This window comes from Bradyrhizobium sp. UBA2491 (assembly GCF_002341725.1).
Taxonomy (GTDB): domain Bacteria; phylum Pseudomonadota; class Alphaproteobacteria; order Rhizobiales; family Xanthobacteraceae; genus Bradyrhizobium.
In genome coordinates, this window is record NZ_DDOP01000059.1 from 36,380 (window position 1) to 59,146 (window position 22,767).

Below are 22,767 nucleotides of genomic sequence, written 5' to 3' on the forward strand. Positions count from 1 at the left end.
CACACCGTGCGAGATGGCCACGGTATTATTAGTCATTGGCGACGTCTTCCGCTAAGGGTTGTCGACGATTGGTCCACAACTCTTGGATGGTTTCGTGCAAGTCGGGAGAATTCTTCGCAGTCGCGCCGGGACGTTCGTCGTCATCGGCTGGCTTCTTTTCGTGGTGTCGATCCCGATTTGCCTCTCGGTCGTTGTGGTTACGGCCATAGACCTGACTTACTTCGCAGCAAGTCCGCAGATCCCATTTGACAAGTACGATAATGACGCCTCCTGGATATTTCTTGCCTCGGTTGCTTTTGCCGCAGTTGCGTCTTCAATCGCGCTTGCTTTGGAGTTTCGAGCCACCGCGTCCGCATTGGTGGTTGCGATTTGGGGTGTCGCCGTTGCCGGCATCCCGGTTGCTCGTTCGTTTGTGAAACCTGGTCCGGAATATTTCGAGCGGCATGCCGGCCAGGAAACCTTTTGGGTACCTTGGAAGTATGTGGCGACTAGCCCCGGGGTGCCCCTTGAGAAAATGCCAAAGGAGGTTGGCTTCTCTGCGGATCTCTGTCTTTCCAATCTCTTAGGGCGCGACGACGTAGGCTGTGGTTTCATTCAGAGTGTCCATGTTTTACCCAGCGAGAACAGCGATGCTGATCCCGACTTAAAATCGTGGCGTGAATACCAGTCTCAGATGAGTAGGGGTCTTGACCGCGATGGGTATCAATCGTTCGACTTGAGCTTTGCGCAGCCTGGCGGTCGTACGCTGGTCCATCACTACTTCGCTCGCCTGAACTTGAACGGACAGCTCACGCGGCTTGTCGTCTGTCACGTTAACAGCGAGAGATTCTGTATAACTCACGCGCTGGTGGGCAATTATTGGCTTGGATACCAATCAGGCTTAGCCGAGGGTGACGAGGTGCTCGACGGCAAGCTCGCGGCGTTGATCGAGTCATGGCGGCGCAAGTAGTGTGTTCTGAAGCCATGGTTCAGACCGACGACCGCTTTTGGCCCTCAGCCGACATGATGAAGCGTGCCTCTCCTGTCCGCTGCTCAGGCCTTAGCCGCCCTTCACCGTACCCGCCGTCAGCCCGGCCACGATCTGCGGCTGCGCCAGCACGGTGAGCAGCAGCACCGGCGCCGTCACGATCGGCGCGGCGGCGGCGAGCGGGCCCAGCTCAATTGGTCGAACGAGATCATGTTGTGAACCGCGACCGGCAGCGCGTGGGTCTCGCGCCCGGCCAGCACGATGTCGAAGACGAAGTTGTTCCAGGAGAAGATCACCGCGAGCATGAGGGCGACCGCAAGCCCGGCTCGCGGTCAGTCCAGATTCTGCATCATCCGCCGCCGGCGGCGTGCGTCGCGAAAGCCGGAGATCGAGCCCATTGCCGATTTGCGGTCCGTCTGGCTGAGCTGTCGATCGCGCCGGCATTCACACCCTCACTGCCACCGATAGGTAAGTGTGCCCAATACCGTTCGGCCCATGCCATACTGACAAAGCCCAACGCCTTGGCAATACGAGACGTAGGTCTTGTCGAACAGATTTCGGGCGTTTACCGCCAGCGAGAAGCCCTTGAGGGCAGGCGACCTGGCTGCGAAATCGTAGGTCACGGACGCGTCCAGCAGCGCATAGTCTGGCAGCAGCGACGGTGTGGTGCCGAGACCGGAAACGCCGGTCCAGACATTCGTGTAAGTACCGTAGGTGTTGCCCACGTAGCGCACGCCGACACCAACTCCCAGGCCGGCGGCGGGACCATCGAGGAATGCATACTTGGCCCAGAGGGACGCCGTGTTGCGCGGAATACCGACCGGATGGGTGCCAACGTTGATCGAGAACAGCGACGTCGTGTCGTTCGACGCGGTTACGATGTTGTCGAGATAAGTGTAGGCCGCCACGACGTCCAGGTTGCGGTTGAACTTCGCGTGCCACTCGAGTTCGAGGCCGCGCGAGCGGATGGCTCCCGTCTGGGTGCTGAAGCCGATATGGCCAGGCGTGATATCGGGCGTGAGCACGTTCTGCTGGGTCAGATCGAACAGCGCTGCGGTGACGAAGCTGTTCCAGCCGATCGGCTGGTATTTGACGCCAATCTCATACTGTTCGCCGGTGGTGGGCTTGAACGCCGCTCCGCCGTAGGCGGTGCCTATTTGAGGCTGGAAAGACGTCGCATAACTCGCATAGGGCGCGACACCATTGTCGAAGAGATAAACCACACCGGTACGCCAGGTAAATGCGCTATCGGACTGGTCGGTCTTGACGTTGTTGATGCGGTCAAAATCGTGCGCCGCCGCCCAGTCCTGCCGACCGCTGATCATGAAGCGCCACCCGCCCAGGCTCATCTGATCCTGCGCATATAGTCCGGCCTGGGTCACCCGGGCATCGTCGCTGCCGCCTGGCGTCGGAAGTGCGACCGGTGCTCCATAGACGGGGTTGAAGGCATCCAGACCGTTCACGGCAAAATTGTTGCCGTAGAGTTCGTTGTACTTGATGTTCTGATAGTCGAAACCGACGATCGCCGTGTGCTTCACTGCGCCGAGGGCAAATTTTGCCTCGATCTGGTTGTCATTGGTGAGCTGGGTCAGGCTTTCATTGTTGAAGAATGCGTAGCGTCCGAGCGTTCGGTTGTCAGCGCCGAGCCCGTAGGCGAACACGTTCAGCAAGTCGTCCTTGATGCCGGTGTAGCGCAGGTTCTGGCGAACGGTCAGATTGTCGTCGAGTCTGTGTTCGAACAGGTAACCGATGCCATACTGTTCGCGCGAGTGACGGTCGAAGCCGGGCTCACCGGGATTGAGCGACCGTGAAATCTGTCCGTTCGGATTGGGCAGCACGGTGCCCACCGCGGGGACAAAATTGTAGTAACCAGCGTTCGGATCCTTCTGATAATTCGCCAGCACCGTGAGTGTGGTGTCGAGATCAGGTCGCCATGTGATGGCCGGCGCGACGGAGACGCGCTGCTCATGCGTACCGTCCACCTGCGTATCGTTGTCGCGGAATACGCCGGTGAAACGGTAAAGCAGCTTGCCATCCTTGTCGACGGGGCCGCCCGTATCGATCGACGTGGCGCCGAGATTGTAGGTGCCCGCGGAGACATTGATCTCGCCGAATGCCTTGTCGGTCGGACGCTTGCTGACGAGGTTGACGAGTCCGCCGGGAAAACCCTGTCCGTAGAGCACCGAAGCAGGACCGTGCAGCACCTCGATCCGCTCCAGATTGTAGACTTCATAGGACGGCAGGTTGTAGGCGACGTTCGGCATTCGCAAGCCGTCGAGATACTTCTCGAGCTGAAAGCCGCGGCCGGTCAGATATTCAAAGCCGCTCATGTTGACGCCGCGCTGTTCGGCAACCACGCCCGACGTATAGTTCAGTGCCTGAGCCACGCTTTGCGCACCCTGATCCTTGATCTGATCGGCGGTGACAACCGAGATCGCCTGCGGCGTTTCAATCAACCGGGTATCGGTCTTGCTGCCCGTGGCGCTATGGGTGGCAACATAGCCATCAACGTGCCCCCACGCGGTTTCGCGCGGTGCGCTCGAAGCAGAATTTGTCGGCTCACGCTTCGCGCGGGCCGTCGTTGGCCGTCGGCTCGACCGCAGTTTGGCGCTGCGGGAGGGCAGTGCGCGGGCGGCGGGTCGCTGGATCGGAGCATCGACGGTGACTGGTGGGAGGCTGGCCTGCGCGCTCGCGGGCGACGTGGACGAACCGAGGGTAAGAGCGATCACGGAAACGCTGATCGAAAAAGCCGAGAGCAATCGCGCTCCAGCAACAAGCTTCTGCATTGTCTTCCAACCCTCAACGAAATCACATCAGTGCTTCGGCTAGTGCGGCACCGCCTTTCTCTTCGCAATGTTCGTGCTGATAGAATCCGTCTAATGATGGCGGGTTCTCGATACATGATGGCAATGTGGCGCCTTGCCGATATGATTTGGCGTTACATCGATATCGTCGAATCGCTGCTCTTCACGCATCACGGATGTGTCGAACCAGTTGCAAGCCCGGTATGTGCGCTACGCTGCCGAACAGAAGTTGGATTCGGGGCATTGGCGTCAGCGGCAGTGCGGCTTGAGGTGCCGTCGCAAACGTGCTCGGCCGAGCGTCGGCCGCCGGCGGCTCCTTTGCATGGGGTTGTTTTCGATATTTTTGGCGAGGCGACCCGCGACGGCCTACGGCTCACATTGCCCTGTGATCCGGACGGTGCGAGGCGGTCGTCCGAGAAGATCGTGCGCAAACACGAAGCTGGAGCACGATGGTTCAACCTGATCTCGTCGTACCTCAGCCGCCTTTCACCGCGCCCGCCGTCAGCCCGGCTACGATCTGCCGCTGCGCCAGCACGGTGAGCAGCAGCACCGGCGCGGTCACGATCAGCGCGGCGGCGGCGAGCGGGCCCCAGCTCAATTGGTCGAACGAGATCATGTTGTAGACCGCGACCGGCAGCGTGCGGGTCTCGCGCCCGGCCAGCACGATGCCGAACACGAAGTTGTTCCAGGAGAAGATCACCGCGAGGATGAAGGCGACCGCAAGCCCGGGCTTGGCGATCGGCAGCGCGACATGGCGGAACACCTGCCAGCGCGTCGCGCCGTCGATCAGCGCGGCTTCTTCCAGCTCGAGCGGCGTGGTCTCGAAATAGCCGATCATGATCCAGATCACGATCGGCACCGTCACCACGAGATGGATGATGATCTGCGGCACCAGCGTGCCGAGCAGGCCGAGCCATTGGAACAGCAGGAACAGCGGGATCAGATACGACAGGCCCGGCGTGATGCGGGCGATCAGGATCACGATCGCCGATTTATGCGCGGCCATCCGCGCGATGCCGTAGCCCGCGGGCACGCCGACCAGCATCGCAAGTCCGGTTGCGCAGCCGGTGACGACGAGGCTGTTGGTGAAATAGGTCAGGAAGCGGTTGGAGGCGAACACGTCGGCATAGTTCTTCCAGGCGATATGCTCCGGGAAGAACACCGGCGGATAGGAGGCGTTGTCGATCTCGAATTTCAGCGACAGCGAGGCCATCCAGAGGAAGAACAGGATCGCCGGCGAGACGATGACGAACACCGACAGCCACAGCCCGATCCGGCCCAGGATCTGACGCAAAGCTATATAGCGCGGGTTCATGCCTCGCTCCCGAGCTGCGAGGTCCACAGCAGGCGCTTGCGCAAATAGAGCAGCAGCGCCGCCAGTGCCACGATCAACAGGAAGAACACCACCGCGATCGCCGAGCCGTAGCCGAGGTCGTAATAGACGAAGGCGACGCTGTAGAGATAGACGTTGATGGTCTCCGACGCCGAGCCGGGTCCTCCTTGCGTGATCGCGAAGATGATGTCGAAACTCTTCACCGCGTCGATCATCCGGATCATGCCGGCGATGAACAGGAACGGCATGATCAAGGGCAGCGTGATGAAGCGGAACACCTGCCAGAAACTGGCGCCGTCGATCTGCGCGCTTTCATAGGGTTCGGTCGGGATCGCGGCGAGGCCGCCGAGCACGATCAGCATCACCAGCGGCGTCCATTGCCAGGTCTCGACCAGCACCAGCGAGGGGATCACCGTCGTCGGGTTGAACACCCAGAGCTGCGGCGGGATGCCGACCAGCGAGAGCAGATAGTTCAGCACGCCGAGCTGTGGGTGGAACATCATGGTCCACACCAGCGCGATCGCCACCGGGGTCGCCATCATCGGCATGATGAAGATGCCGCGCAGGAAACCGCGCGCGGCAAATTTCTGGTGAAACACCACCGCCGCCAGCGTGCCGAACACCAGCGGCAGCACGACCGACAGCGCGGTATAGGACAGCGTGTGGCCGACCGCCTCGACGAAGCGCGGATCGGTCGGCAGTCGCAAATAATTGGCGAGCCCGACGAAGACGGTAGGCGAGCCGACCTTCCATTCCTGGAAGCTCATCCAGATCGTGAACACCCACGGGAAGATGATGACCGCGAGCACCACGACCAGAGCCGGGATCACGAAGGGCCAGTAGGATGGCTTACGCCATTGGCGCTCCGGCGCGGCGGTTTGGGCCGCGGCCGGAGAAGCTTGTGTCACCACGCTCACGCTTTTTCACTGCGCTCCAGGATCGGGCGGAACTGATCGTGCGCCTTCTTCAGCTCGGTGGCGGGATCGGCGCCCGACAGCGTCGCGGTCAGCGCGGCGCCGACGATGTCGCGATACTCGGCGACGGGGATGATCACCGGCAGGCCAAGCTTCGAGATCTTCGAGGAATCGATCACCGATTGCAGCCATTCCTTGGTCCTGACGCCCTTGGCGACCTCGGGATCGTCGACGATCGAGCTGCGGAACGGCACGCCGCCGCCGGCCTGGATCAGGCGCGTGCCCTGGCCGCGCGAGACCGCCCACTGGCACAGCAGGTAGGCGGCTTCCTTGTTCTTGCTGGCGGCGGCGATGCCGAGGCCGTCTCCGTAGGTCGATGAGAAGTGGCCCTTGGGGCCGGCCGGAACCACGGTGTAGCCGACCTTGCCGGGTACGCGCGAGGCGGTCGGATCTTCGATCGGCGGCGCCCAGCCGGTAGCGTCGATCCACATCGCGGCGCGTCCCTGGGTAAAGGAAGCCATCGACTCCATCCAGTTGAAGCCGGCGACGCCGGGAGGTGCCGCCTTGGTCAGCAATCGCTGATAGAGCTTGGTTGCCTCGATCCCCTCGGGACCGTCGGACAGGATGTTGCCCTTGCCGTCGAGGAACTCGCCGCCATAGTTCAAATAGAAGTTGCTCCACATCGCCATGTTGGCGTTGCGCAGGCCGCGGCCGACGAAACCGTAGACGCCTTCCTTGGGGTCGGTGAGCTTCTCCGCGGCGACCGCCATTTCGTCCAGCGTCTTGGGCACCTCGACGTTCTTCTTCTGGAACAACTCCTTGTTGTAGTAGAGGATGAAATAGTCGACCGACCACGGCAGCGACAGCATCTGGCCCTTGTCGTTGCGCGCATATTGCAGGCCGGCCGCGGAGAAATCGCTCTCGACCAGATCCGGTAGCGTCAGGCTCGGATCCTTGAGGAAACCAGACATGTCGGCGAGCCAGCCGGCTTTCTCGAATTGCCGCTTCTGCACGTGATAGCTGAGGTGAACGACATCGAAGCTCGGCTTGCCCGAGGACAGCTCGATCACGCATTTCTGGCGCTGCTGCTGCTCCGGGACCTGCTCGGATTCGACCTTGATGCCGGTGAGCTCGGTGAATTCCTTGATGTATTTTTGCAGATTGTCGCCGCGCGGTCCCTTGGCGAGGCTGACTTCAAGCGAGGTGCCGGAATATTTCTTCCAGTTGACCTCGGCGCGGGCCGGATATCCGGTCAATCCAACCGCGCCAGCGGCGGCCGTGCCCGCCAGCATTTGCCGGCGCGAGATCAGGTGATGCGACATGTCTCTCTCCCTGGGACGGTTCTTATTTGGGAGAGATAGTAGAGCATGATCTGGAAAAGTGAACACCGCTTTTCCGGACCGCTCGTGCATCAACCGATGCGGGTACGGCATCGATGCAATCAGGAATCGCATCGATGCACGAGTGCCGCGTGTGGCGCGGCGCCGCATGATGCCGCGCCGCGCGACGTCGGGCAGCTAGGCCATGACGAAGGCGAGCAGGGTGCCGTTCGCGGCAGCCGGCGGCACGGTGATGCCGTTGCCGCTCTTCACGCCGGTTGCGCCCAGCACCTTTTCGGTCGCGGCAAGATCGGCCGCGATCACGAGACCGGCGCCGCCGCGCTCGGACAGGCCGTCCAGCGACACGCCAGGATAACGCTTGCCGAGCTGATCCCTGGTCAGGAACACGAAATCGGCGCGGTCGCCGCCGGACGGCACCGCAACGGCGCCGTCGGCATCGGTCCGCACGGCGATGTCGATCATCCTGGAGAGATGCGCGGCGTCGGCTGCCGGATCGGGCGAGACGATCAGCACCTGCTTGAGACGCTTTGCCCCATTGGCGTGCGTCATCAATTCGGGAATCCACACCGTCTCGCGGGTCTTGTGCTGGCAGGCGAAAATGCGGACGCCGCCTGGCGCCTCGGCGGTCGGCCATTGGAAGGTGCGGAATTTTGCCGCGGAGACCGTGCCATCAGGCAACGTCACCGGGCGCTCGAAATCGGTCGGCCCGATCGGCGGATAGCCGCGGGCGCGGATCTCTTCGGCACCGGCAGCGGAATCCACCGCGGTGAACGCGATCCGTTCGATGCCCTCGCCGCGCTTCTCCAGGAAGGCGCGCGCCGGGGCGTTGTGTTCGGTCGGCGTCAGCACGCCGAGCAATTCCATGTAGTCGGGGTCGAACATGATGGTGTAGTTGCCCGATCCCATATGCGCGCTGTGGGTGCCGCGCGGCGACACGGTGAAGCCGAGCCGCTTGTAGTTCTCGGCGGCCTTGTCGAGGTCCTTCACCATGACCACGGCGTGATCGATTCCGATGACGTTCTTGAGTGCCACTTGTTGTCTTCCCGGCTGGAATGAGGACCTTGCTTGAGCATGATCTTTTCGGAAAACCGCTACGCACTTTTCCGGATCATGCGTTAAAGCTAACCAGAATGACCGGGTACCCGCAAGAAAGGATCATGATGAGCAGCAATGCCGTGCGCTGGCCCAATTCACTCTGGGCGGCGGTGACGCCGTCAGGCCCCGATTGCCCCGAATTGACCGGTACGCAGCAGGCCGATGTCGTCATCATCGGCGGTGGCTTCACCGGGCTGTCAACCGCATTGCATCTGCGCGAGGCCAATGTCGACGTCGCGATCGTCGAGGCCGCCGATCCCGGCTGGGGCGCCTCGGGCCGCAACAACGGGCAGGTGATCCCGACGCTGTCGCGTCCCGACCCAGATGACATCATCAAGCGGCACGGCGCGGCCGGCGAGCGTTTCGTCGCGATGCTGCGCGACAGCGCGGCCATGCTGTTCGACGTCGTCAAGCGCTACAATATCGAAGCCGAACAGGAGCAGGCCGGCTGGGTGCAGCCGGTGCATTCGCCTGGACGTATCAAGATCGCGGAACGGCGGGTACAGCAATGGTCGAAATTCGGCGCGCCGGTCGAGTTGCTGTCGCGCGAGCAGACCCGGGACATGCTCGGCTCGGACGCATGGTACGGCGGCTTCTGGAACAGGAGCGGCGGCCACGTCAATCCGCTGGCGCTGGCGCGCGGCCTTGCGCGCGCCGTGCTCGGCCTGGGTGGACGGATCTATGCCCGTTCGCCTGCGACGAGTTTCGAGCGCCGCGGCGATCGTTGGGTGGTGAAGACCGAGAAGGGCGAAATCTCCGGCCGCGCGCTGGTTGTCGCGACCAACGCCTATAGCGGCGAGTTCGCGAAATCGCTGGTGCCGGAGATCGCGACCGAGGTGATGCCGGTGCTGTCCTGGCAGATGGCGACGCAGCCGCTGTCGGACAATGTCCGCAAGACCATCATCCCCGGCCGGCAGGCGATGTCGGACACCCATGGCGAGCTGTATTTCGCGCGCTACGATGCTCGCAACCGGCTCGTCACCGGCGGCGCCGTGCTCGGGCCGGGCGACAAGACCGGCCGGCTGAAGGCGCGGGTGGCCGAGCGGCTGCAACGGCTATGGCCGCAGATCGGCGAGGTCTCCTTCGACTATGTCTGGAACGGCTATGTCGGGATGACCGCGGATTTCCTGCCGCGCATGCATCGGCTCGGACCGAACGCCTATGGCTGGACCGGCTGCAACGGCCGCGCCGTCGCGCTGACCATCCCGCTCGGCCGCGAATTGGCGCGGGCGGTCCAGGGCGTTCCGGAGAGCGAGCTGGCGCTGCCGTTCACCGAGCCGGTGCAGTATGTGGCGCACGGCTTGTTGCGCAAGCTCGCGCCGTGGATGCTGGTGCTCTATCGCCGTCGCGACGCCCAGGAGCTGGTCAAGGGCGATCGCTTCGAGCTGCTGCGCTGGGCGGAGCATGTGCTCGCCTCGCGCCGCTCCAGATGAGGACCGCCGCCGAGCGCATGGCCTGATCAGGCGATCAAGGCATCGCGCTTGCGCGTGAAGTCGCCGCCGGGGATCGCCGACAGCAGCGCCTGCGTATAGGGATGCTGCGGCCTGCCGAACACCTCGGTGGTCAACCCTTGCTCGACCACGGCGCCGTCCTTCATGACCGCGATGAGGTCGCAGATCTGCGCGGCGACGCGCAGATCGTGGGTGATGAAGATGATGGACAGGCCGAGCTGTTGCCGCAGCGCTGCGAGCAGCTTCAGCACTTGCGCCTGCACCGAGACGTCGAGCGCCGAGACCGGCTCGTCCGCGACCAGCACGTCGGGCCTGAGCGCCAATGCCCGTGCGAGCCCGATGCGCTGCCGCTGGCCGCCGGAGAATTCGTGCGGGAATCTGTCGCCGGCGGAGGGATCGAGCCCGACCAGCTCGAACAGCCTCCGTGCTTCGGCGATCGCGGTGACACGATCCGTGCCGTGCACGATCGGTCCCTGCGCCACCAGCTCGGCCGCCTTGCGGCGCGGATTGAGCGAGGCGAACGGATCCTGGAACACCATCTGGATGTGGCGGGTCTCGCGCCTGACATCCTCGCGGCTGAGCTTCGCCCAGTCCTTGCCGTCGAGCACGATCGAGCCGGTGTCGGGATCGATCAGCCGCACGATGCAGCGCGCGAGCGTCGATTTGCCCGAGCCGGACTCGCCGACGATGCCGAGCGTGGCGCCGCGCGGCAGCCGCAGCGAGACGTTCTTGACGGCTTCCGTGATCCGCGCGCCGCGACCGAGGAAGCCGCCGGTGCGGTAAGTCTTGGCGACGCCGTCGATGGTCAGGATGGTCTTGCCGGAGAGGATGCGCGGCGGCGGCGTCGTCAGCGGCGGCACGGCGGCAATCAATTGCCTCGTATAGGGATGCTGCGGATCGTTCAGCACCTTGTCGGCGGCGCCTTGCTCGACGATGGCGCCGTGCTGCATCACCACGACGCGGTCGGCGATCTCGGCGACTACGCCGAAATCATGGGTGATGAACAATACCGCGGTCTTCCTGCGATGTTGCAGGTCGCGGATCAGTTTCAGGATCTGCGCCTGCGTCGTGACGTCGAGCGCGGTGGTCGGCTCGTCCGCGATCAGGAGCTTCGGATCGAGCGCCAGCGCCATCGCGATCATGGCGCGCTGGCGTTGGCCGCCGGACAATTCGTGCGGATAGGCCTTTGCCGTCGCCCTAGGATCGGGGATGCGGACGTCCTCGAGTAGCGCCAGCACCCGCGCGCTGATCTCGGCCTTGGACAGGCCGGTGTGGATCGCAAACATCTCGCCGATCTGGTCGCCGATGGTGCGCAGCGGATTGAGCGCCGTCATCGGCTCCTGGAAGATCATCGCGATGCCGGCGCCGCGCACCTCGCGCATGGCGGCGTTATCGGCGGCGCAGAGGTCGCGGCCTTCGAACAACATCCGGCCCTGCTCGATCGTCACCTCGTTGGGCAGCAGCCGCATGATGGCGTTGGCCATCATCGACTTGCCGGAACCGGACTCGCCGACCACGCAGAGGATCTCGTTCGACGCGATCGAGAGCGACACATCGGACAGCGCATGCGGCCGATCGGCGCCCTTGGGTAGCCGCACGGTCAGGCCGTCGAGCGAAAGGACAGCTTCGCTCATCGGCTCTTCAGCCTCGGATTGAGCGCATCGTTGAGGCCCTGGCCAACCAGCGACACCGCCAGCACGGTGACGAGGATCGCGATGCCGGGGATCGCCGAGACGTACCACTGCACGCGGAGCACGTCGCGGCCGAGCCCGATCAGATTGCCCCAGGAGGCGACATTGGGATCGGACAGCCTCAGGAAGGCGAGCGCGCTTTCCAGCAGGATCGAGACCGCCATCACGACGCTGGCATAGACGATGACCGGCGGCAGCGCGTTGGGCAGGATCTCGCCGAGGATCAACTGGATGTCCTTCATGCCGAGCGTCTTGCCGGCCTGCACGAATTCACGGTTGCGCAGCGACAGGAACTCGGCGCGGGTCAGCCGCGCCGGCGCCGGCCACGACACCACGCCGACTGCGATGGTCACCGTGGTCAGGGTCGAGCCGAACACCGCGACCAGCACCAGCAACAACACGAAGTTCGGCAGGGTCTGGAACGCCTCGGTGATCCGCATCAAGACATTGTCGACCCAGCCGCCGTAGTAGCCGGCGAAGGCACCGACCAGGATGCCGATCAGGATCGCGATCACGGTGGCGACGCCGCCGATCAGCAGCGAGATCCGCGCGCCGTAGAAGATCTGGGCGGCGATGTCGCGGCCGGAATTGTCGGTGCCGAGCAGGAAGCGCGGGTTGGAGAACGGCCAGATCAGCGGCCGCCCCGCCAGCGCCAGCGGATCGCGCGGATAGAGCATGCCCGCGCTGACGGCCATCGCGATCACGAGCAGCAGCAGGATCAGGCCGATCACCGCTGCCGGGCTGCGGAAGTAGCGTTTCACCGCGTCCATCACGCGCCCTCCGCCGCGATGCGCGGATCGAGCCGTGCGTAGAGCAGGTCGACCACGAAGTTCACGGCGATCACCAGCAGCGCGGACACGAACACGATGCCGAGCAGGGTGTTGAGGTCGCGCTGCACCACCGATTCATAGGCGAGGCGGCCGAGGCCGGGCAGCGAGAACACGCTTTCCACCACGACCGAGCCGCCGAGCATGGTGCCGGCCTGCAACCCGATCAGCGTCACCATCGGCAGCAGCGCGTTGCGCAGCACGTGGCGGGTGATGATGCGGGTCTCGTCCAGGCCCTTGGCGCGGGCGGTGCGGACGAAATCGAGGTTCAGGACCTCCAGCATCGAGGCGCGCATGATGCGCAGATAGATCGCAAGGAAGATCAGCCCCAGCGTCAGCGTCGGCAGCACCAGATGCGCGGCGATGTCGAGGACGCGCCAGATCCCGGTCTGGACGTTGCCGATGTCCTCGAAGCCGCCGGGCGGCAGCCATTGCAGATAGACCGAGAACACCACGATCGCCATCAGCCCGAACCAGAACGAGGGCGTGGCATAGAAGATCAGGCCAAGCGTGGAGATCAGCGTGTCCGGCCAGCGGTTGACGCCGCGCGATGCGATCACGCCGAACAAGAGGCCGAAGAAGAATGCGAACGACAGCGAGGCGGTCATCAAGAGGATGGTCGGTGGCAGCCGTTCCAGGATCACGGTCGCCACCGGCTTGCCGTAGATCGAGGAGAAGCCGAGATCGAGCCGCACCAGGTGCCACAGATAATTGCCGAGCTGTGCCGGAACCGAGAGGTCGAGCCCGTAGAATTTCCGCAGCGCCTCGGCGGTCGCGGCATCGCCGCCGCCCATCTGCGCCATCAGCGCATCGACGGTGTCGCCCGGCGCGAGCTGCAACAGCAGGAACACGCCGATCAGGATCAGGAACAGGGTCGGAATCGAGGCGGCGAGCCGCCGCCCCGCAAGGCTCAGGATACGCATAAGCTATCTATAGCGTTTTCGCGTGAAGTGACCACTGGCCTCTACTTACCTCGCCCCGCTTGCGGGGAGAGGTCGGATTGCATCGTCAGATGCAATCCGGGTGAGGGGGTATAGGTCTGTCCATGCTCGTAGCTCGCGGAGGGAGCCCCTCACCCCAACCCTCTCCCCGTGAAGAACGGGGAGAGGGGGAGCAGGCCTCACGCACTCAGCCAGAGATCGTGCCAGCTCGCCGAGCCCCAGCGCGGCGTATTGGAGTGGTTGCGCGCCTTGGCCGTGATCACGGTGACGAAGATCTGCTCGATCGGCATCCAGACCGGCAGCTCGGTGTTCACCTCCTTGACGAAATCGGCATACAGCGCCTTGCGCTTCACCGGATCGACCTCGGTGGCGGCGTCGTCGATGGTCTTGTCGACGGTCTTGTCCTCCCAGCCCCATTGGTTGGTCCACGGTGCGCCCTTGGGCTGACCGGAGCGATACCAGACCGTGGTCGAGACCGCGGGGTCGTTGCGGTATTGGTGCCAGCCGGTGGCGAGATCGAAGGCGTGGTCGTCATAGACCTGCTTGAGGAAGCCGCCGCCGTCATTGCGTACGATGTCGACCTGGATGCCGACTTCGCCGAGCGACTGCTGCACGAAGGTCGACCACAGCGAGATGTCCTCGCCCCATGGCGCCGGCAAGAGCTTCAGCGCGAAGCGCTTGCCGCCACTGGCCTTGAAGCCGGCCTCGTCGAGCAGCGCGATCGCCTTGGCCTTGTCGTAGGGATATTGCGGCGTGTTCGGGCCGGGATAGAAGTCGGTCGAGGTCGAGGGGATCGGGCCGGTGCCGAGCTTGGCGAAATCGCCGAGAAAATTCTCGATGAAGAACGGCACGTTGATCGCGTGCGCGATGGCGCGACGGACACGGATGTCGGACAGTTCCTTACGGCGGAAGTTGAACTCGATGGTGTTGGTGCGGGCGTTGCCCTCATTGCCCTTGGTCTGGACGATGAAGCGCTTGTCCTTGCCGAGCCGGGCCATGTCCGAGATCGTCAGCCCCGAGAACGGGCTGTAATGCAGCTCGCCGGCCTCCATCTGGGCGGCCGCGGCGGCGCGGTCGGTGATCACCTTCCAGACGATGCGGTCGAGATAGGGCGCGTTCGGCCGCCAGTAATCCGGATTGCGGTCGGCGATGATGTATTGGCCGCGCTCATATTTGACGAATTTGAACGGACCGGTGCCGACCGGCGCCAGGTTGGTCGGGTTCTGCCGGATATCGCCGCTCTCATAGAGATGCTTGGCGGAGACGTAGCCGAGGTCGGGCAGGGCGCGGAGCAGCAGGTTCAGCGGCATCGGCCGCTCGTAGCGGAAGATCGCGGTCTGCGGATCGGGCGTATCGACCGAGGTGAGGAACAGTTGCAGCGTCGATCCGTAGTTGAGGATCTTCTTCCACATGTTCATCGCGGTGAAGGCGACGTCCTCCGAGGTGAACGGCTTGCCGTCGTGCCAGGTGATGCCCTTGCGCAGCTTGAAGGTGACGGTCTTGCCGTCGGGCGCAGCCTCCCAGCTCTCGGCGAGCACGCCGACCGGCTGTCCCTGGGCATCGAGGTCGACCAGATTCTCCTGGATCTTGCCGCCGATGATGTAGACGCCGGTCGAGGCCTGGAGGCTCGGATTGAGCTGGCGCTGCTCGGCGCCGTAATGGACGTTGAACACGCCGCCCTTGCGCGGGGTCTCCTGCGCGAACGCCCGCATCGGATTGATGACATTGGCCGCAATCGCGGCCGAGGTCAGCAGGGCCGTGCGGCGGTTGATCTCGAGGCGGCTCAAATCCATACGCGGGTCTCCGGAACGTCAATAAAGGCTTGTATCGGGCGGCCGGCTGGTTGATCGCGGCCGCCTTGCCCGGATGTTACCTTGGAATGAGAACCCAAGTCATTTTCTAATGCCTCGGCCTTTTGGACGATCATTTCCGAAACCTGAAGTGGCATCTCGCCATGCTGCGCAACCCGGATTGCGCGCCGCGTGATGGTGCACCGGCGGCGCGAGATGCCTGAAGTGATTCTCTCGTGGAGCCGTTTCGGGCGCCCCGAAGCCGCGCAAACGCTGTAATTTTAGGGGTCGGAAGCACCTTGACTGTAAAAAACACTGGAAAAATCCCCGATTCGGGGGCTGTCCACAGCGATATTGCTGGGGTGAGTGCAGAAAACACTGTTTTTCTCGGCGTTTTCCGCCATATCGTGCCCACTCCAGAATCAATGGAGCAACCATGGTTACCCAACTGTCGAAGTCGCAAGTGATCGAGAAGATCGCGACCACCACCGAACTCTCCAAGCGCGACGTCAAGAACGTTTTGGACTCGCTCGTCGATGTCGGCCACAAGGAGCTGAAGAAGGCCGGGGTGTTCCTCGTCCCCGGCTTCGCGAAGTTCGTTGTGGTCAAGAAGCCTGCGACCAAGGCGCGCAAGGGCACCAACCCCTTCACCGGCGAAGAGATGATGTTCAAGGCCAAGCCGGCCCGGAAGATCGTCCGCGCACGGCCGGTCAAGGCCGCCAAGGACGCGGTTTAAGATGAAAAGGCCTCCGGTGACGGAGGCCTTTTGCTTTTGGGCCGTTAGCCAGCCGCAGTAGGTTGCCTGCCCGCGAGAGTGTTCGAGCGAAATGGACACCGGCTCGCATGTGGAAACGTGCCGAAGCAAGCATCCGGAGCTCCGGTCCTGGTTCAGCCAGGACCGGAGTTCTGGATCACCGGAGTTCTAAACCACCGGCGAGCGGCCACCGTCGACATTGATAGCGGTGCCAGTGATGTAGGAGCCTTGCTCAGAGGCCAGGAAGCAGGCGAGGTTGGCGAACTCCTCCGCCGTACCGATGCGCCCGAGCGGCGTGCCCTTGGCCAGGCCCTTGGCGAATTCCTCGAAATCCGTGGTAGGCGCCTGGGCAGCGTGCCGCTTGACCCATTGATCGCTCATGATCAGGCCGACCAGCAGCGCATTGACCAGGATGTTGTGCTCGCCGCCTTCATTGGCCATGACCTTGGTCAGGGCCATGCCGGCTGCACGCGACACCGAGGTCGGCGCCGAGTTGCCGGCCGGCGCCTTGGCAAAGGTGTTGAGCACGTTGATGATGCGGCCCCATTTGCGCTGCTTCATGCCCGGCCAGACCAGCCGGCTGAAGCGGATCGCGGCGAACAGCTTGAGGTCGAGGTCCTCCTGCCAGGCCTCGTCGCTGATGCTCTCGAAGGCCAGCGTGCGCGCGGTGCCGGCGTTGTTGACCAGCACGTCGATCTTGCCGAGATCGGCGACGATCTTGTCATGGGTGGTCTTGATATCGGCCGCCTTCGCGACGTCGCAGACATAGTCGCGCACGACCAGCCCGTCCTTGGCGAGCGCCTCGCGCGCCGCCGCGAGGTCGGCGGCGCCGCGGGCGAGGATCGCGACCTTGGCGCCGGATTCCGCAAACCGCCGCGCCACCGCGATCCCGATACCTTTGCTGCCGCCGGTGACCACCGCGACGCGGTCTTTCATCGATAGGTTCATTGTTGTTCTCTCCGATGGATCAAGGTCCCGGAGACAACGCTATCAAACCGACAGCGCGACCAACAAGGTCATGCAGAGCAGGTGTGCCGTGACAATCAGGGCGAGATGGAGCGGACCGGGCATCGGAGGCCTCCGGGTTGCGCGGTGAGATGAGCGCGGCCGTCAAGCTCCCTCACCCTGACAGGTAGGGCGATCGCACATGGCAGCGAACCGCTTTGCAGAACTGCCTCCACGTTCGTCATGGCCGGGCTTGCGTCATGGCCGGGCTTGCGTCATGGCCGGGGTTGTCCCGGCCATCCACGTCTTTCTCCCGCGGAAGCCAAGACGTGGATGCCCGGCACAAGGCCGGGCATGACGCGGGGTGCGGGTTGCTCTCAGTTCAAGCTCGCGCCGGCCGTAAAGCTGCGGTCGACCGCCTTGCTGACGTCCAGCGTCTTGCCGAGGATGCCGTAGCGCGTGGCGCGGTCGGAGGCTGCCTGCACCTCCTTCACCACGGCCTCGTCGATCGCGATCGGGCTCGTCTTCTGCGCAGTGTAGGCGGCGAGCAGCACGTCTTCCGGCAGTTTTGTGAGCTCGGCCGTGCTCTTGGCATATTCCGCGAGGTGGTCGAGTGACCACAGTCGCGCCTTGTTGAGCCGCTGCACCAGATCCTGCACCGCGGCGCGCTTGGTCGTGATCGCGTTGTCGGAGGCGACGATGAAGGTGATGGTCGGCGTCAGGCCCTCGCCGTCGGCGACGACGCGCGCCTTGTCCTTCAGCGTCGCATAGGAGATGTAGGGCTCCCACACCGCCCAGGCGTCGATCGAGCCGGCGAGCAGCGCGATCTTGGCGTCGACCGGGCCGAGCGGGGCGAAGGTCGCATCCTCGATCCGGCTGCCGGCCTTCTCCAGCGTCGCGTTGATCAGGAACTGGCCCCAGCCGCCGCGCGTGCCGGCAAGCCGCTTGCCCTTCAGGTCGGCCGCCGACTTGATCGGCGAATCCCCGCGCACCAGGATCGCCTGCGTCCGCGCGTCGGACCGCGTGCCGCCGATCGCCTTGATCGGCGCGCCCGATGCGTAGACCGTCAGGAACGACAGGTCGCCGGTATAGCCGACGTCGAGCGCGCCGGCGTTGATCGCCTCCAGGATCGGCGCGGCGGCCGGGAATTCCGACCACTCGATCTTGTAGGGCAGGTCCTTGGCGAGACCGGAGATCTCAAGCAGCGAGCGGTTGCCGCCCTTCTGGTCGCCGACGCGCAGCACGATCGCGTCGGCGGCGAACGCCGCAGCCGACGTCGACAGCGTGATCACGGCGGCGATCAACGCGGCCGCGGTGCGGCGGGTAAAGGTATGGGGAGGGCCCGAACGGGTCAGTTTGCGCATATGCCGTTTTCTTTCTGATTCATTCGCTGCGCGGCGGAAGGCGCGGCAGCGTTCGACCAAGTCTATGAGCAAGCGCTTCGCCGTCAACGAAACGGAAATCTGTATTCGCAGGCACACCAGCAAGGATGATCTCGTCGTGCATACCGCGCGTAGAACACATTGCGCATGCGATCCCGATCCGATCAGATTTGATGCAGTCGAGATGCCGGCGCCACGCCTCCGCACCGCGCCGACAGCGAAAATCCTTTCATCGTCGCGCGATGCTCTCGTGGAGAGATCAGCTGCCGCGCCGACCACATTCGAAATTCCATTTCATTGACGGTGAACTTGTCGCGCCGCATCATTTGCGCGTGGCTTTGAGTGCAATAGCACAGGACGAAATCCGCTTTTTCTGAAACTTGAGCTTCGAACGACGGGGCGCGCAGGCCATGACGGTCTGCGCGCGGCGCGGAGCCTTGCCGAAACGCAGGAGTGAAAATGTCGACCAACAAGAAGACGGTGATGGATCGCCGCACATTGCTGCGTGCGGGCGCCGCAGCGGCCTTTGCCGCGCCGATCGGAGCCTATAGCGCGCAGGCCTTCGCGCCGCGTGCAATCACGCCGGCGATCGACTTCTCCGAATTCCCGGTGTGCAAGACCGCGTCCGATGCACCGCCGCTATCAGGCGCGCCGCGCAAGCTCAAGCTGTCGTGGAACGCCGGCGCGGTCTGCCTTGCGCCGTTGCCGGTCGCGATCGACCACGGCTTCTTCCAGAAGCAGAACCTCGACGTCGAGCTCGTCAATTATTCCGGCTCGACCGACCAACTGCTGGAGGCGATCGCCACCGGCAAGAGCGATGCCGGGCTCGGCATGGCGCTGCGCTGGTTGAAGCCGCTCGAGCAGGGCTTTGACGTCAAGATCGCCGCTGGTACCCATGGCGGCTGCATGCGGGTGTTGACCCGCACCAACTCCGGCGTCGACAAGCTTGCCGATCTCAAGGGCAAGATCGTCGCGGTCGGCGATCTCGCGGGCCCTGACAAGAACTTCTTCTCGATCCAGCTCTCCAAGCTCGGGATCGATCCGGTCAGGGATGTCGACTGGCGCGCCTATCCCGGCAATCTGCTCAATGTCGCGGTCGAGAAGGGCGAGGTGCAGGCCTTCCTGTCGTCCGATCCGTTGGCTTATCTCTGGCTCAAGGACGCGCAGTACAAGGAGGTCGCCTCCAACCTCGACGGCGAGTACCGCGACAAGAGCTGCTGCATCGTCGGTCTGCGCGGCAGCCTGGTGCGCGAGGAGCCCCATGTCGCGCGCGCCATCACCCAGGCGTTGCTCGACGCCGCGATGTTCACCTCGCAGAACCCTGACAAGGCTGCGAAGTCGTTCCAGCCCTATGCGCCGAAGGCCGCGAGCCTCGCCGATCTCGAGGCGATGGCGCGTTACCACACCCACCATCATCACCCGACCGGCGAGGTGCTGAAGCGCGAGCTCAAGGGCTATGCCGACGATCTGAAATCGGTTCAGGTGTTCAAGCAGAGCACCGACACGGCCAAATTCGCGGAGCGGATCTATGTCGACGTATTCGGTGTCTGACGCGACCGCCGCGGCCGCGCCGCGTGCTGCGGTCACATTCGCGGACCTCTCCGGCAGCTACGGCGTCGGGCTCGCGGCAAGCCTCGCCTGGCTCGCTTTCGGCCTGTCATGCCTGTATTGGCCCGATGTCGGTGATTGGTCGCGGACCGGATCGCTCGGCATCGGGGCGATCGTGATCGCGGCCTTCATCCTGTTCGGCACATTCAGCGCGGATTATCTCGGCGGCGCCGGACAGGCGCTGCGCAAGCGCGCGCCCTGGCTGGTCGCGTTCGGCGCCTTCGTCACGTTGTGGGAAGTCGCGACCGCGAAATTCGCCTGGCTGCCGCTGCCGTTCTTCCCGCCGCCGCAGGCGATCCTCGAGGTCTATACCGACGACCTGCCAAAGCTGCTCGACAGCGTGTTCGCCTCGATCAAGCTGCAACTCGGCGGCTACATCATCGGCGCAACCGTCGGCTTCATCACCGGCGTCTCGATCGGCTGGTCGCAAAAGATTGGCTACTGGGTGCATCCGGTGCTGCGCTTCATCGGTCCGCTGCCGGCCACCGCCTGGCTGCCGATCGCGTTCTTCACCTTTCCGTCGAGCTGGAGCGCCTCAACCTTCCTGATCGCGCTCGCCACCGGCTTCCCGGTGACGGTGCTGACCTGGTCGGGTGTGGCGAGCGTCAGCAGCGCCTATTACGACGTCGCGCGCACGCTCGGCGCAAGGCCGTCGTTCCTGGTGCTGAAGGTTGCGATCCCCGCCGCGCTGCCGCATGTGTTCGTCGGCCTGTTCATGGGGCTCGGTTCGTCCTTTGCGGTGCTCGTCGTCGCCGAGATGATCGGCGTCAAGGCGGGGCTCGGCTGGTACCTGCAATGGGCGCAGGGCTGGGCGGCCTATTCCAACATGTATGCGGCGCTGATCGTGATGTCGCTGCTCTGCTCCGGGGCGATCACGCTGCTGTTCCGCACCCGCGACCGCCTGCTGGTCTGGCAGAAGGGCGTCGTCAAATGGTAGTGCAATCCGCTGCTGAGGCGATCACCTATCCCGCCGTTGGCGCCGAACTCGACATCGAGGGCGTCAGCCACGCCTTCGATATCGATGGCGTGGCTCTTCCGGTGCTCGACAACGTCACCCTCTCGATCGCGCCCGGCGAGTTCGTCGCGCTGCTCGGTCCGTCCGGTTGCGGCAAGTCGACCTTGCTGCGGCTGGTCGCCGGGCTGGAGAAGCCGCGCGCCGGCTCGCTGCGGGAGGACGATGCGCGCATCACCGGCCCGCATCCGTCGCGCGTCGTCGTGTTCCAGGATCCGACGCTGTTTCCCTGGCGCACGGTGTGGGACAATGTTGCGCTCGGGCTGGAAGCGCAGGGCATTCTCAAGACCCAGCGGCACCGAGTCGATGCGGTCATCGAGCTGGTCGGCCTGTCCTCGTTCCGCAATGCCTATCCGCACCAGCTCTCCGGAGGCATGGCGCAGCGGGTGGCGCTGGCGCGCGCGCTGGTCAACGATCCGAAGATCCTGGTGCTCGACGAGCCGCTCGGCAAGCTCGACTCCCTGACCCGGATCGCGATGCAATCGGAGCTCGTGGCGCTGTGGCAGCGCAAGGGGTTTACTACGCTATTGGTCACCCACGACGTCGAGGAAGCACTGGTGCTCGCCAACCGCGTCATCGTGCTCTCCGACCGGCCGGCGCGGATCAAGGCTGATATCGCCGTGCAGCGGCCGTATCCGCGGCATCGCGGCGATCCCTATCTCGCGGAGCTGCGCAAGCAGATCCTCGGCTTGCTCGGACTGGAGGCGACATGGTGACGACGGCGGCGAGGGAGCTGCCGGAGGCCAACGAGCCGGAGCACATTGCGCGTGCGCTGCGTCTTGCGGGCGTCTTCGCCGCGCGAGCGCCGGCGCACGATCGCGACGCCAGCTTCCCGTTCGAGAATTTCGCCGACCTTTCGCGCGAAGGCCTGCTCGCGCTCACCGTGCCGGCGGCGCTTGGCGGCGGCGGGGCAGGTGCCCGCGATGCCACGCGCGTGCTTGGTATCGTCGGCAAGGCCGATCCGTCGACGGCGCTGGTGCTGTCGATGCATTACATCCAGCATCTGGTGATGGCGCGCAGCACGCGCTGGCCTACTCGGCTGTCGCGCAAGCTTGCCAAGGAGACGGTCGAGGGCGTGGCGCTGATCAACGCGCTGCGGGTCGAACCCGAACTCGGCTCGCCCGCCCGCGGCGGCCTGCCGGCGACAATCGCGCGCCGCACCGAAACTGGCTGGCGGCTGACCGGCCGCAAGATCTATTCGACCGGCGCGCCGATCCTGAAATGGTACGCGGTCTGGGCGAAGACCGACGAGCCGGACGCCCGTGTCGGGCAGTTCCTGGTTCCGGCCGGATTGCCGGGAACGCGGATCGAGGAGAGCTGGGATCATCTCGGCCTGCGCGCCAGCGGCAGCCACACGGTGGTCTTCGACGACGTGGTGTTTCCGCTGGACTGCGAGATCGACGTCCGCAAGCCCGATGACTGGAAGGTTCCTGACGTCACCCAGGCGACCGTGCATGCGATCTTTGTTGCCGCGATCTATGACGGCATCGCCCGCGCCGCCCGCGACTGGCTGGTCACATTCCTGAAGGAGCGGGTGCCCGCCAATCTCGGCGCGCCGCTGGCGACATTGCCCCGGATGCAGGAGGTAGTCGGCGGAATCGAGGCCCGGCTCGCGGTCAACGCCCGGCTGATCGACAGCTTCGCCGCCGATTTCGATAACGGCTTCCAGCTCACCGCGATCGAGTCTAACATCGTCAAGCTGACGGTGACCAACAACGCCGCGGCAGTGGTGGAGGATGCCTTGTCGCTGACCAGCAATCACGGCCTGTCGCGAACCAATCCGCTGGAGCGGCATTATCGCGACGTGTTGTGCGGCCGCGTTCATACTCCACAGGATGATTCCACCCGTGTCTCCGCCGGACGCTTCGCGCTGGGCGTCTGAAACAACAGCCAACAACAACGGAGTTATCAGC

The 22,767-nt window shown here is 64.2% G+C and carries 19 protein-coding genes and 1 pseudogene; 7 read left to right on the forward strand and 13 right to left on the reverse strand.

Annotated features, from left to right (window positions below; translation table 11 throughout):
• Nucleotides 1-82 precede the first annotated feature (82 nt).
• A complete protein-coding gene (locus B2W55_RS19160) occupies nt 83-949 on the forward strand; it encodes a hypothetical protein (RefSeq protein ID WP_024580750.1) in 867 nt (288 codons plus the stop codon).
• A 90-nt stretch (nt 950-1,039) separates the two neighbouring features.
• On the opposite strand, the pseudogene B2W55_RS19165 reads toward B2W55_RS19160, so the two are convergent.
• The 6 genes and pseudogenes from B2W55_RS19165 to B2W55_RS19190 form a co-directional block, all read right to left on the reverse strand.
• Nucleotides 1,040-1,296: pseudogene (locus B2W55_RS19165) on the reverse strand (carbohydrate ABC transporter permease); the annotation flags it as partial.
• Between the two features lie 123 nt (nt 1,297-1,419).
• On the reverse strand, nt 1,420-3,753 hold the full coding sequence (locus tag B2W55_RS19170) for a TonB-dependent siderophore receptor (RefSeq protein ID WP_024580751.1): 2,334 nt from the start codon (nt 3,751-3,753) through the stop codon (nt 1,420-1,422).
• Nucleotides 3,754-4,246: 493 nt separating this feature from the next.
• On the reverse strand, nt 4,247-5,071 hold the full coding sequence (locus B2W55_RS19175) for a carbohydrate ABC transporter permease (protein WP_024580752.1): 825 nt from the start codon (nt 5,069-5,071) through the stop codon (nt 4,247-4,249).
• 11 nt (nt 5,072-5,082) lie between these two features.
• Nucleotides 5,083-6,021, reverse strand: a complete 939-nt coding sequence (locus B2W55_RS19180; RefSeq protein ID WP_024580753.1) for a carbohydrate ABC transporter permease — start codon at nt 6,019-6,021, stop codon at nt 5,083-5,085.
• Nucleotides 6,018-7,340: an ABC transporter substrate-binding protein gene (locus B2W55_RS19185; RefSeq protein WP_024580754.1), complete on the reverse strand. Its 1,323-nt coding sequence runs from the start codon at nt 7,338-7,340 to the stop codon at nt 6,018-6,020. Before B2W55_RS19185 ends, B2W55_RS19180 begins: the two co-directional genes overlap by 4 nt.
• A 195-nt stretch (nt 7,341-7,535) precedes the next feature.
• Nucleotides 7,536-8,390 (reverse strand): VOC family protein, encoded by an 855-nt coding sequence (locus B2W55_RS19190; RefSeq protein WP_024580755.1) that lies wholly within the window; start codon nt 8,388-8,390, stop codon nt 7,536-7,538.
• Nucleotides 8,391-8,518: 128 nt separating this feature from the next.
• Between B2W55_RS19190 and B2W55_RS19195 the strand changes: the two genes are divergently transcribed.
• Nucleotides 8,519-9,886 carry an NAD(P)/FAD-dependent oxidoreductase gene (locus B2W55_RS19195; protein ID WP_024580756.1) on the forward strand — a complete coding sequence of 456 codons (1,368 nt, stop codon included), beginning with the start codon at nt 8,519-8,521 and terminating at the stop codon, nt 9,884-9,886.
• 26 nt (nt 9,887-9,912) lie between these two features.
• Here B2W55_RS19195 and B2W55_RS19200 read toward each other — a convergent pair whose 3' ends face one another.
• From B2W55_RS19200 to B2W55_RS19215, 4 genes are all read right to left on the reverse strand, one after another.
• Nucleotides 9,913-11,538, reverse strand: coding sequence for an ABC transporter ATP-binding protein (locus tag B2W55_RS19200; RefSeq protein WP_024580757.1), 1,626 nt, complete (start codon nt 11,536-11,538; stop codon nt 9,913-9,915).
• Nucleotides 11,535-12,365, reverse strand: a complete 831-nt coding sequence (locus B2W55_RS19205) for an ABC transporter permease (protein ID WP_024580758.1) — start codon at nt 12,363-12,365, stop codon at nt 11,535-11,537. Before B2W55_RS19205 ends, B2W55_RS19200 begins: the two co-directional genes overlap by 4 nt.
• Nucleotides 12,365-13,345 (reverse strand): ABC transporter permease, encoded by a 981-nt coding sequence (locus tag B2W55_RS19210; protein WP_024580759.1) that lies wholly within the window; start codon nt 13,343-13,345, stop codon nt 12,365-12,367. The genes B2W55_RS19205 and B2W55_RS19210 overlap by 1 nt, the downstream gene beginning before the upstream one ends.
• A gap of 197 nt (nt 13,346-13,542) precedes the next feature.
• Nucleotides 13,543-15,156, reverse strand: a complete 1,614-nt coding sequence (locus tag B2W55_RS19215; RefSeq protein WP_024580760.1) for an ABC transporter substrate-binding protein — start codon at nt 15,154-15,156, stop codon at nt 13,543-13,545.
• A 433-nt stretch (nt 15,157-15,589) separates the two neighbouring features.
• Between B2W55_RS19215 and B2W55_RS19220 the strand changes: the two genes are divergently transcribed.
• The gene (locus B2W55_RS19220) at nt 15,590-15,889 is read left to right on the forward strand and encodes an HU family DNA-binding protein (RefSeq protein ID WP_024580761.1); all 300 of its coding nucleotides are present in this window, start codon (nt 15,590-15,592) and stop codon (nt 15,887-15,889) included.
• Nucleotides 15,890-16,075: 186 nt separating this feature from the next.
• Here the strand turns inward: B2W55_RS19220 and B2W55_RS19225 are convergent, their stop codons facing one another.
• The 3 genes from B2W55_RS19225 to B2W55_RS19235 form a co-directional block, all read right to left on the reverse strand.
• A complete protein-coding gene (locus tag B2W55_RS19225) occupies nt 16,076-16,843 on the reverse strand; it encodes an SDR family oxidoreductase (RefSeq protein ID WP_291532270.1) in 768 nt (255 codons plus the stop codon).
• A gap of 386 nt (nt 16,844-17,229) precedes the next feature.
• Complete coding sequence (locus B2W55_RS19230) at nt 17,230-18,216, reverse strand: ABC transporter substrate-binding protein (protein ID WP_029879033.1); 987 nt, start codon at nt 18,214-18,216, stop codon at nt 17,230-17,232.
• A 182-nt stretch (nt 18,217-18,398) separates the two neighbouring features.
• A complete protein-coding gene (locus tag B2W55_RS19235; protein WP_145987279.1) occupies nt 18,399-18,704 on the reverse strand; it encodes a hypothetical protein in 306 nt (101 codons plus the stop codon).
• Here B2W55_RS19235 and B2W55_RS19240 point away from each other — a divergent pair.
• The 4 genes from B2W55_RS19240 to B2W55_RS19255 are packed head-to-tail and all read left to right on the forward strand — an operon-like array spanning nt 18,694 to nt 22,736.
• Entirely contained in the window at nt 18,694-19,785 is a 1,092-nt protein-coding gene (locus tag B2W55_RS19240; RefSeq protein ID WP_024580764.1) for an ABC transporter substrate-binding protein, read from the forward strand. The two genes, B2W55_RS19235 and B2W55_RS19240, sit on opposite strands and share 11 nt — an antisense overlap.
• On the forward strand, nt 19,763-20,779 hold the full coding sequence (locus tag B2W55_RS19245; protein ID WP_024580765.1) for an ABC transporter permease: 1,017 nt from the start codon (nt 19,763-19,765) through the stop codon (nt 20,777-20,779). The genes B2W55_RS19240 and B2W55_RS19245 overlap by 23 nt, the downstream gene beginning before the upstream one ends.
• Entirely contained in the window at nt 20,773-21,570 is a 798-nt protein-coding gene (locus B2W55_RS19250; RefSeq protein WP_024580766.1) for an ABC transporter ATP-binding protein, read from the forward strand. Before B2W55_RS19245 ends, B2W55_RS19250 begins: the two co-directional genes overlap by 7 nt.
• Complete coding sequence (locus B2W55_RS19255; protein ID WP_024580767.1) at nt 21,564-22,736, forward strand: acyl-CoA dehydrogenase family protein; 1,173 nt, start codon at nt 21,564-21,566, stop codon at nt 22,734-22,736. Before B2W55_RS19250 ends, B2W55_RS19255 begins: the two co-directional genes overlap by 7 nt.
• Nucleotides 22,737-22,767: the final 31 nt, after the last annotated feature.